The organism is Aquimarina algicola (assembly GCF_006443095.1).
Classification (GTDB): Bacteria; Bacteroidota; Bacteroidia; order Flavobacteriales; family Flavobacteriaceae; genus Aquimarina; species Aquimarina algicola.
This window is the reverse complement of record NZ_VFWZ01000002.1, coordinates 1,441,901-1,453,492: the sequence shown is the minus strand read 5'-3', so window position 1 is coordinate 1,453,492 and position 11,592 is coordinate 1,441,901. Positions and strand designations below refer to the sequence as shown.

Below are 11,592 nucleotides of genomic sequence, written 5' to 3'. Positions count from 1 at the left end.
ATAACCTTATTTGAATTAGTTGAAGTTCATTTTGAAAGAAAAACCTTATTGAATATTGAGTTAAGTATTATTACACAAAAAGTTTTCAATAATAAAACATAACTATTAATAATATTATAAAACCAAAAAAACATTGGCTATGCATATAGGATCACAACCCTCAAAAAATAAATTTATCGCAACGGTTTTAGCAGCCTTTCATATGACCACAGATCAGTTTATGTATAATCTAGTAAGACAAAGCCTTTATGAAACCATACTCTATCTCTGGATCAATAAGCTCTATACCAAAGGCAAAACCAGTGACGAAGCGATTCAATTAATTTATAAAGCGCGTAACCTGTTTTTGCTTGACTATTACAAAAAAACATGCGCCGGGTATAACAAGGTGTGAGGTATGGGGTGTGAGGAGTGAGTATGTTAAAATATGATATGTACGTCACCCTGAACTTGATTCAGGGTCGCACTAGAAAGGAAAACATAAATAATGAGATGCTGAATCAAGTTCAGCATGACGATATAAAAAGTAAAGAAGCAAAAATAAAACTAACGAGATACCTAATCGAGTTCAGCATGACGATATAAATAGGTAAAATGAATAACGAAAAATTAATAACTATAGAAAAATGAGAAATATTATTCAAGACCAATTAACACCGGAAGAAAAACAACAAGCAGAAAACTTAATCACAGAATTAGAAAATATCTTCTTAAACAAATTATCTGCACTTACAGAAAAGCAACGCTCAGGATATAAAGCTATCAACGAAAAAAATAAATTATTCGTTAATAAAATTAAAGATTACCGTAATCATAGCCCATCACTAAGCTCTCCTGATATCGACTGGGAAGAGTTTGATAGAGACTATAGCGCTCGTGGATATCTCGAAAACCTATTGGGCCGTATAGAAAGCCTTGTGTATCGAATGGAAAGCACCAAAATTCTGCATGATTACGACAACTATCAAGATTCTCTTACAGACTACGCCTTCTCGCAATACAGCAAAGGAGCCGGCAAACCGGGATTTACAGAAAAAGTCGCAGAACTGTCACAATTCTTTAGCCGATCCAGAAGTAAATCAGATCCTACAGAAGAACAACTTTAAAAATGAGTTTGTGAGTCTTTGAGTAGGTGAGTTCTTGAGGTTTTGGAGAGTAAAACGATTTGTCAGTCTGAGCCTGTCGAAGACACTTTGAGAATGTGAGTTTGTGAGTTGTTGAGTATTTGAGGAAGTGGTAAAGGGGTTAGGTATGGGGTGTGAGGAATGAGGATATAATATGTACGTCATCCTGAACTCGATTCAGGGTTGCACAACAAGCGAAAACATAACTAGTGAGATGCTGAATCGAATTCAGCATGACGAAAGCAGAATAAGATTAAAGTGATTTGAATAGTGAAGTTTGAGTTTGGGAGATGATGAGTTTGTGAATATATATTAATAAAGCTGAAAAATTATTAATCGTCTCCCTAAACTCAATCAAAGATAGTATGTGAGGTATGAGGGGTGAGTTTGTGAGAATGTGAGTTGTTGAGTATTTGAGGAAGTAGTAAAGGGGTTAGGTATGGGATGTGAGGAATGAGGATATAATATGTACGTCACCCTGAACTCGATTCAGGGTCGCACAAGAAGAGAAGAAATAACTAATGTGATGCTGAATCGAGTTGAGCATGACTAAATAAAAAGAGAGATGAAATGTAAAAATAAAACTAAATGTCAGTCTGAGCTTGTCGAAGACCTATTACAAAATCAAACAAGAAAATTAAATATCCCCAATTGATACCCCCACTCCCCCTTTTTTAGCAACGTTTTACAATTAAAATTACATACATATAGTTGGGTAGGCACCCGTAAATAAAAGCTATTAAAGGGGGATTTTACCTCAATCGATAAAAAATGAAGCAGCAACCTCAAAATTTTAACAAAACACATTCAAATTTTAAGGAACGGCATTAAAATTTTAACCCCAAAGGTTAAACGTTTAACCCAAAAGACCAAACGATGGGTCAAAAAGACTAAGTGTTTAACCCGAAGCATTGAAATTTTAAGAAACATGACTCAAATTTTAACCCAAACCTTTAAAATTTTAACTCACGAGGTTAAAATTTCAACCTCGTGAGTTAAAATTTCTACTTGTCGAGTTGAAATTTTGATCAAAAAGACCCAACGGAAGGTAAAAAATACGCAACGGAGGAAAGGGATTAGATTAGGGGTGAGGTATTGGGTGTGAGGATGTAAAATGTAAAAGGCTAAATGTAAAAGTGAAAAGTAGCATTTGAGTAAGTGAGTATGTGAGGAAATTAAAATATAATATGTACGTCACCCTGAACTCGATTCAGGGTCGCACAAGAAGCTAAAAACCAAGCTTAATGAGATGCAGAATTAGGTGTGGGGTATGAGGGGTGAGGAGTAAAACGTGATGTCAGTTTGAGCTTGTCGAAGACATTGTGAGTCTTTGAGAATGTGAAGATTTACAAGGAGAACATACTTCGTACTTTGTACTTCTTACTCCCGTACTTCTAAATATTAAAAACAAAAAGGGAAAACAATGATACATTTTATAACCAAAATAACCATTACAGGGGTCAATATGTTACTTCAATATCTCACAACAATCTTTGGCCTATAATAACTATATCTTATGAAACAACTATTTCCTAAAGAAATTATAGAGCATACCGTAGAGGTACATCAATTTACTCATACCAGTAAAAGCAAGATCATTTATGGTACAATACTCTTTACCGTAGTCGTCGTATTACTTGGGTTACCCTTTATAAAAATAAATATATATACCACAGCAAAGGGAATGCTAAAACCAAGTAAAGAACGAATCATGATTACACCCTTACAATCCGGAAAGGTGATTTTTGCTGTTATACAAGACAACCAAAAGGTCGCAAAGGGAGATACCTTATTGATGACAAGCACTATAGCAATCGATGCACAAATACAAAGATCAACCCTACAAACACAAGAGATCAACACCTTTATTACAGATTGCAAATACCTAAGTACTACCATGTATCCAAAACTACATCAAGTACGTTCTGCAAAATATAAAAAAGAGACCCTCTATTTCTATCAAAAACTAAGGATTCTAAAAAATCGAGTACAAAAAACCAAAAACGATTATCTACGCAATAAAAAACTATATCAAAAAGGGGTTATTGCCAAAGTAGAATATGAGAATACTTTATTTGAATACCAACTGGCAAGCAGTAACGTATCACAATATAAAAAAGAACAAAAAAACAACTGGCAAGCGGCTTTAACCGATTACAACACAACACTAAGGGAACAAAAAAGCAACCTCTCACAATTACAACAAAGCCAAAAAGAGCAGATGATTATTGCCCCTATAGATGGGATACTCAAAAATGTAACCGGCATCGCCCCCGGTAGTTTTATAACTGCAGGAACTAAGCTTGCAGAAATATCACCGGATACCCGGTTGGTTGCAGAGTGCTACCTCTCTCCTTCTGATATCGGATTGATCAGCAAAAACAAAACTGTTAATTTTCAGGTCGATGCCTTTAATTACAATCAATGGGGATTGGCTACCGGACAAATTCTTGAAATCAGTAAAGACATTGATATGATAGACAATCAACCTGTTTTTAAAGTAAAGTGTCAGGTAGATCAAAATTTTTTACAACTCAAAAATGGATTCAAAGGCAACTTTAATAAAGGAATGACCCTCAATGCAAGATTTCAACTCACTGAGCGTACATTGTATGATCTGCTATATGACAAAGTTGATGATTGGCTTAACCCTTCTAGTCCAAATAGGGACGAGGTGGTGAGTCGTTGAATGTGAGTTTGTGAGTTGTTGAGTATTTGAGGAAGTAGTAAAGGTGTGAAGTATGGGGTATGAGGAATGAGGAAATTAAAAATATAATATACACGTCACCCTGAACTCGATTCAGGGTCACACAACAAGCGAAAACATAAATAATGAGATGCTGAATCGAGTTCAGCATGACGAAATAAAAAGAAAGATGAAATGTCAGTCGGAGCCTGTCGAAGACCTACTGAAAAGTAAATAACCAAAAAACTTCGACAAGCTCAGTTTGACAATAAAAATTAAAATATAACACACGTCACCCTGAACTCGATTCAGGGTGACACAAAAAGATAAGAAATAACTAGTGAAATGCAGCATTAGGAATGAGGTGTTGGGTGTGAGGAATGATAGAGATGGAAAGTGAGATTTGAGAGAGAGGAGGACATACTTCGTACTTTGTACTTCTTACTTTGTACTTATAACCACTTATTACTAAAAATTAAAAACTAAAAAACCACCATGAGAAGAACCAAAATAAAACAACATGATATCACAGACTGCGGTGCTGCTTGTCTGGCATCGGTGGCTGCACATTATAAATTACAAATCCCCATTGCCAGAATACGACAACTTGCCAATACAGACAAAAAAGGAACCAATGTATTAGGCTTACTCGAAGCCGCAGAACAGATCGGATTTGACGCCAAAGGTGTGCGTGGAGATCTGGAGAGTCTGTCTAAAATTCCTAAACCTGCTATTGCGCATATTATCGTAAATGAGCAATTACACCATTATGTCGTGATCTATCAGGTAACCAAACATCACATCACGATTATGGATCCTGCCGATGGTAGGGTACATAAAAAAACACATGACGAATTCAAGAAAGAATGGACAGGTGTACTGGTCTTACTATTACCCAAAGAAAATTTTGTAGCAGAAAATCAAAAAGTATCCGTCTACAAACGCTTTTGGTTTTTATTACAACCTCACAAAACCGTATTGATACAAGCTTTTGTTGGGGCAATGTTATATACCCTATTAGGATTCTCTACTTCTATTTATATTCAAAAATTAACCGACCATGTGTTTATAGGTACTTCTACCAAATTACTAAACTTGTTGGGGGTCTTTATGATTGCGATAGTACTACTCAAACTTGTGATTGGGGTTTTTAAAGATATATTCTTAATCAAAACGGGGCAACAGATCGATACCCGATTGATATTGGGATATTACAAACACCTACTTAAACTGCCACAACAGTTCTTTGATACCATGCGAGTGGGAGAGATTATTTCTCGCATTAATGATGCGGTAAAAATAAGAACATTTATCAATGGGGTAGCCTTAACCCTATCTGTTAATATCCTCATTGTTATTTTCTCTTTTGTTTTGATGTTTACCTATTATTGGAAACTAGCACTTATTATGCTTGCTATCATACCGCTATATGGTATCCTTTATAAAATTACGGATACGCTCAACAAACGAACAGAACGAGCAGTGATGGAAAAATCAGCAGAACTCGAGAGTCAACTTGTAGAATCTCTCAATGCCGTGGGAACCATAAAACAATTTGGTTTAGAGGGTTTTGCCAATATCAAAACAGAAACGCGTTTTATCAGTTTGCTAAAAACCGGCTATACCTCTGCGCTCAATACTGTATTTGCTACCTCGGGTACCGATACTATTGCACAACTCTTTACCATTATACTCTTGTGGTGTGGTACTTATTTTGTCATCCAAAAAGAAATTACAGCAGGAGAACTTATGGCCTTTTATGCCATTACAGGATACTTTACCGCTCCGGTAGCAAGTTTGGTCAGTGCCAATAAGCAAATACAAAATGCATTGATTGCCGCAGACCGTTTATTTGAGATTATGGACCTAGAGCGAGAAACCAACACCCAAAAAATGAAGCTTGACAACATGCATATTGGTGATATTCATTTTGCTAATGTGTCTTTTAGATACGGTTCGAGGGTGCAGGTATTTACTGATTTCAATTTGCGCATCCCAAAAGGAAAAATCACTGCTATAATTGGTGAAAGCGGATCCGGCAAATCCACACTAATGTCACTGTTACAAAATATATATCCCATACAAAAAGGGAAAATCGCTATAGGAGACAAAGATTTAAAACATATTGATAACGACAGTTTAAGACAACTGGTCGCAGTAGTACCCCAACACATCGACCTCTTTGCCGGCAATGTGATCGAGAATATTGCTGTAGGTGAGTTTGCTCCCGATGTAGAACGTATTATAAACGTTTGCAAAGCAATAGGAATTCTAGAATTTATAGAGCAACTTCCCAATGCATTTGCCACCTATCTAGGTGAAAATGGGGCAACACTATCAGGTGGGCAAAAACAACGGATTGCCATTGCACGTGCCTTATACAAAAATCCTGAAATATTAGTGCTGGATGAGGCCACCTCATCTCTAGATAGTACCTCAGAAAACTATATCCAACAAGCGGTACAACAATTACGTGACCAGCATAAAACAGTAATCATTATTGCACATCGATTAAGCACAGTAGTCAATGCCGACCAGATTGTGGTGCTAGAACAAGGTAAAGTTATCGAGCAGGGTGATCACCATACACTATATCCCCAACAAGGGAAATATTATCAACTCTGGCAAAAACAAATCCCGGAAATGAGTGTGTGAGATGTTGAGGAGGTGAGTTTGTGAGAATGTGAGTTTTTGAGCATGTGAGGAATGAGGATGTAAAATGTAAAAGGCTAAATGTAAAAGTGAAAAGTAGCATTTGAGTAAGTGAGTATGTGAGGAAATTAAATGAAATAAAACCAAATGTCAGTCTGAGCTTGTCGAAGACCTATTACAAATCAAGTGACTAAAAACTAAAAATATAACAAACGTCACCCTGAACTCGATTCAGGGTCGCACAAAACAGGGTAAAAAAATAGAAAAACTAAGCCTAATGAGATGCTGAATCAAGTTCAGCATGACGATACGGATAAATACTGATTACTTAATACTTTGTACTCAGTACTTAATAACAACTAAACAAAAAAAGTATGGATACATTAATCAAACATGTAGAGCTGATCGATCGTATAGATCAACTCATTCGATTAAAAGCAACAGGGCCACCGGCAACATTGGCTGCTCGGCTAGGCGTCTCTAGAACCAAAATCTACAGAGCTATTGATGTGATGAAAGATTTGAAAGCCCCTATCTATTATCATCATGGCATACAGAGTTTTGTATATGATGGGATCGTAAAATTTAGATTTGGGTTCGAGGTTGGAGAGCTAGATTATAGCGAATCCAAAGCCATATTTGGGGGAGGTTTTTTAAAAAAATATACATTTTACAACAGCGTCCCGAAAATTGGGACGCAACCGTTGTAGTATTGTAATATAAACGCAATGCGCATGCGTTTACAAGTGTTGCAACACAAAAACAGCATCAGGTTTGACGAAACAAGATGCACGGATTAAAAACTGAATTATTAATTATTAAAATTTAAAAACATGAAAAATTTAGAAAGTTTTGGAGTTCAAGCATTGAGCTCTGAAGAGATAAAAAAAGTTGACGGAGGCTGGGGATTAATCACAGCTCCAATACTAGGTTTAATCACAGGTTATGTAGTAAATATGTAAGTCAAAATAAAAATAAATAATTATGAAAAATTTAAAAGAATTCAATTCAATAGAATTAACACTAGAAGATAAATCAAATACAAATGGAGGTTCTATAATTGCCGCAGCTATTTTAACAGTTGCTCTTTTTAGTGCAGGATATCAAGTAGGTAGAGATTTAGCTTCTTAATAATAAATAAGAATACCTTAAGTTATAAATTAATAAAAAGAGGCTATTCTTAGTTAGAGAATACTTTTGATTAAAAGTATTCTCTAATAAAAATCTTTTTTTAATTTGATAATATTATAAGGTAAATTTGGTAAATAGTAATAAATAAAATATTTTAGTAGAAGTTTATTAAACTTAAAAACCTAAATTATGAAAGCAATTCAAGATAAAACAGCAACCGTTATTATATATAGTAGTATCGCCATGGTTGGTTTATTCATGGCAGGATACCAGATTGCCAAATATTATATTGGCTAAAACATATTTTATAAAAAGCATTTAAAAAAACACTGCTTTCTCTGAGAGCAGTGTTTTTTTATGTATAACAATTAAAATATCGTCATGCTGAACTCGATTCAGCATCTCACCAGAGTCGTTTCTCTACTTGTGTGACCCTAAATCAAGTTTAGGGTGACGTATATGCCATATGTGAATGTAATCACATTCCCAAGAACTCATAATGTCTTCGACAGGCTCAGACTGACATCACGTTTTACTACTCTACCCTCAAATACTCACTTCCTCACAAACTCATGGACTCAAAAACTCACATACTCAAAGTGTCTTCGACAAGCTCAGACTGACATCACGTTTTACTCCTCACCTACTCACAGACTCAAGAACTCACTTTCTCACAAACTCAAAAACTCAAAAACTCACAGGTTCATATCCGGAGTAATAGAATACTTTATTTTTTTGATTAACCGATGTACTCTCCCACTGCCTCCGGCAATGATTCCTGCAGTGAGGACAATGTCTATGGATTGGATAATAGTAGATTGAATTTCTGAAAGTGATTCTTGCGAACCCTCAAAAATAATACCTGACATAAGGCGTAATCCCGAAAAAGAGAGTACTAATCCTAATACAAAAGCGATTATAGAGGTTCTTTGTTGTCGATGTAACCCTTTATTAATCAACTTTTCTTGTAATGCTTTCTTTTCTCTCATAATCCTGATCACTTTATCAGGGTTTTCTTCTTCTACAGGTTCTTCTTCTATGGCAACAGCATCTCTATCTTTATTGATCTTTTCTAAATACGTATTGATCTCAGAAATTCTGTTTTTGCATTCTTTTTTCTCTTTCTGATTGGGATCATCTATAAAAATCTCAATAAATTGTTCAACAACAAACATGACTACTGATAGATATCCTAAAACCGCAATTACATTTTCGGGAGTTAAATGAGAGAGATCTATTGGCGGTAAATATGCTTTGAGTAAAATGTAGCCAACAATAGAAAGCACTATTAAAATTATAGCTATTGGGTTTTTATAGAGCGCATTCATACATTAGGATAATAAGAGTTTTGATAAATGTACAAAAACTTAAAATTACAATCTATTTGTAGAACTCGTTTAAACGAGTTCGTAGCTAAGGATATGTGTCTCTTTAGCCAAACACTACTTTTTTTTGATCAATTGCTTTACATATTCTAATTGTTCATCATAATTGCGCATCACATTTTCTAATGTTAAAGGTACATGATGATCCGGTATTGTACCCCTGCCAACATTGATATTCTCATCTACTGCATTTGTATATTTTTGTAATGGAATGATCATTTCCATATTTGGATAAACCTTTGTTACCGGCATCAAACCACTGGTATTGCCTTGAAAACCCCCACCGGTTTCTTCTCCTACTACTTTAACCTTTTTATCCTGAGACAATAGTGCTACAACATCTGCACATGATGACATACACCCACCATTTGTAAGAATATAGACATTGCCATTGTAATTGTATTTTGCAGGTTTTTGAGTTTTATAATAATTAAACTCTTTTGTGAGCCACCATCTTGCGCCTTTCCAGTGATATTTGTCCCCTATTTTTTTGGGTTTCTTATAAAATACCCTGTACATTCCTTTGATTTGCTTAGCAACGGCTTCTGTAACTTCAACATGTTTCCAGTACTGAAAATCCTGATCAAAAAAATGAGAGGTTAGAAATACAGCGTTTCTATCTGTACCGCCTGTATTATTTCTTACATCGATAACCAGATTCATTATTTGTTGATCTTGAATGGTCTTAAAAGTTGTACTTATAAATTTTCGAAAGTTTTGTCCGTTATCTGTAATGAGTGTGGTTGCGAACGAACGTATGGTAAGAAAAGCAACATCATCTTTTATGAGAAACACCAACTGCTCTTTTTCTGTATCTTTTTCAAATTCTGACTTCGGAAACGTTTCTTTGGGTACCCCCTCCAAATGATATGTTTGTATCTCTCCTTGATACTCAGTTTCAATAGTATATTGATCAGTGGTGCTTATTATACTTTGATACCAAAATGGGAATCTATCGTTTAGCGCCAATGTTTTTAAGGTCTCATTATATCCGTCTGAGGGTATTGCTTTATAAAGAATATCCAAAATTTCTGAAATAGGTTGATTATTGATTGAAATAATCCTGCTTTGTAAAGGAATTTGTTGTTGACGATATGCTTTCGTTATAAAAACATGCTTATTGTGATCTATAAATACTTCTATAGGAATAAATTTTAAATGTTCTTCGTAATGGTGCTGAAATGGTTCTGATAATGTAATTGAGGTATGCAAACATCCTATTTGAGCAAATATAGGTTTGAGCTTTCTATAATATTCTAGAGTGGTTAATGAGTCGTTTATGCTTTGAGTCAGCTTGCTAATTATAGTATCAAATTTTGGTTTGGTGGTATATCGATACATTCCCGGATGATGCAGGATGACCTCGTTCATCGTTTTTTCTGCCCATAGTCTAAGGCTATCGGGAGAAAATTTTTCGTCATAAGTATACCCTAACTGTGTCTGAGCATATATGCCAAATGAGATACTATATATCCAAAAGAGGAATAGTAAAGCTGATCTTTGCATAAGAAGATTTTTTAATTCTACTTCACCAAAGTAAACGTTTGAGAAAAAAAGAATTTGTCAAAAATTGCCTATTTATACTGCTGTCTAAATTTTGATGGCGTTACCCCTACTACTTTTTTGAAGGTTTTACTAAAAGAAAAAATATCATTAAACCCACAGATGTATGCTATAACTTCTAAATTGTGAGAATGGTATATGAGCAACGCTTTGGCTCGCTCTACTTTACAAAATAAATGATATTGGTAGGGCGTCATAGAAAAAGTAGATTTAAAAACTCGAATAAGGTGATATTTTGACAATCCTACATTTTTTGACAATAGCTCAAGATTAAAATCTGACAACATCGTATCATGAATGTAATCTTTGGCAATACGTACCTTTTTATATAACTCCTCTCTCGTACTTTTTTTAGTTCTTTCTATATGCCCGATTTCATCTTGCACTTGTTTTTGTGAAAGTATCAATTTTTCAGCGATACAGTAATACGATTCTTTTGTTAGTGCATCTTTATAGTTCTTATTACCCTTTATATTTTGTGATATTTGTTGCAGTACGGTTCCCAGGATATCAGAATGACTAAAAGTACTTTCAAAAAATTCTATATCCAAAAAAGCATTGCTTGAGACTTCTTTTTCAATAAGCTTCTTGTCTGTGCTGATAAGCGAAGCATATACTTCGGCTATTAGCTCTTTTTCTAAAAAAATAGAGATCCCTTCAGAGTTACGTTCTGGTTTTGTTTCTACTTCTTGTCCATCATTAACAAGTAAATATTTCCCTGATTCTATTGTATGCTTTTTTCCATTTAACAGATACGATTCGCTACCGCTAAGCACATATTTTATAGAAAAGTTTGATGTATACTTTATGGGTGTATTTTTTGAAGGTTTTGTAAAGCTGGAATAATATATCTCATTTGAGAATTGATCTGGAAAAAATGATCTCTTATACGAAGTTTGTAATAACCTCACATCTTTATTAAACAAAGTGCTTTTCATAATCAATACATGATATTTAATGTAATTGCATTGCGATACAAGAATAAAATGGTCAAAAAAAAGTCTCTTTAAGATTTTTGACAAAAAGAGACTTCAACATGTGTATTACGTAT

At 34.7% G+C, this 11,592-nt stretch carries 10 protein-coding genes; 7 read left to right on the top strand and 3 right to left on the bottom strand.

Annotated elements, in window-relative coordinates:
- Positions 1-139 precede the first annotated feature (139 nt).
- From FHK87_RS10375 to FHK87_RS26185, 7 genes are all read left to right on the top strand, one after another.
- On the top strand, positions 140-394 hold the full coding sequence (locus FHK87_RS10375; RefSeq protein WP_140592608.1) for a hypothetical protein: 255 nt from the start codon (positions 140-142) through the stop codon (positions 392-394).
- Positions 395-626: 232 nt separating this feature from the next.
- The gene (locus FHK87_RS10370) at positions 627-1,106 is read left to right on the top strand and encodes a hypothetical protein (RefSeq protein ID WP_140592607.1); all 480 of its coding nucleotides are present in this window, start codon (positions 627-629) and stop codon (positions 1,104-1,106) included.
- A 1,534-nt stretch (positions 1,107-2,640) separates the two neighbouring features.
- The gene (locus FHK87_RS10365; RefSeq protein WP_140592606.1) at positions 2,641-3,813 is read left to right on the top strand and encodes an HlyD family secretion protein; all 1,173 of its coding nucleotides are present in this window, start codon (positions 2,641-2,643) and stop codon (positions 3,811-3,813) included.
- Between the two features lie 492 nt (positions 3,814-4,305).
- Entirely contained in the window at positions 4,306-6,465 is a 2,160-nt protein-coding gene (locus FHK87_RS10360; protein ID WP_140592605.1) for a peptidase domain-containing ABC transporter, read from the top strand.
- Positions 6,466-6,836: 371 nt separating this feature from the next.
- A complete protein-coding gene (locus FHK87_RS10355; RefSeq protein ID WP_140592604.1) occupies positions 6,837-7,172 on the top strand; it encodes an HTH domain-containing protein in 336 nt (111 codons plus the stop codon).
- A 123-nt stretch (positions 7,173-7,295) separates the two neighbouring features.
- Positions 7,296-7,424 carry a hypothetical protein gene (locus FHK87_RS26535; protein WP_262711253.1) on the top strand — a complete coding sequence of 43 codons (129 nt, stop codon included), beginning with the start codon at positions 7,296-7,298 and terminating at the stop codon, positions 7,422-7,424.
- Between the two features lie 22 nt (positions 7,425-7,446).
- Complete coding sequence (locus FHK87_RS26185) at positions 7,447-7,593, top strand: hypothetical protein (protein ID WP_226294178.1); 147 nt, start codon at positions 7,447-7,449, stop codon at positions 7,591-7,593.
- 695 nt (positions 7,594-8,288) lie between these two features.
- Here FHK87_RS26185 and FHK87_RS10350 read toward each other — a convergent pair.
- The 3 genes from FHK87_RS10350 to FHK87_RS10340 all read right to left on the bottom strand — a co-directional run bounded on the left by FHK87_RS10350 (position 8,289) and on the right by FHK87_RS10340 (position 11,479).
- On the bottom strand, positions 8,289-8,921 hold the full coding sequence (locus tag FHK87_RS10350; protein WP_140592603.1) for a hypothetical protein: 633 nt from the start codon (positions 8,919-8,921) through the stop codon (positions 8,289-8,291).
- A gap of 114 nt (positions 8,922-9,035) precedes the next feature.
- Positions 9,036-10,484 (bottom strand): S41 family peptidase, encoded by a 1,449-nt coding sequence (locus FHK87_RS10345; RefSeq protein WP_140592602.1) that lies wholly within the window; start codon positions 10,482-10,484, stop codon positions 9,036-9,038.
- A gap of 68 nt (positions 10,485-10,552) precedes the next feature.
- Positions 10,553-11,479, bottom strand: coding sequence for a helix-turn-helix domain-containing protein (locus FHK87_RS10340; protein ID WP_140592601.1), 927 nt, complete (start codon positions 11,477-11,479; stop codon positions 10,553-10,555).
- Positions 11,480-11,592: the final 113 nt, after the last annotated feature.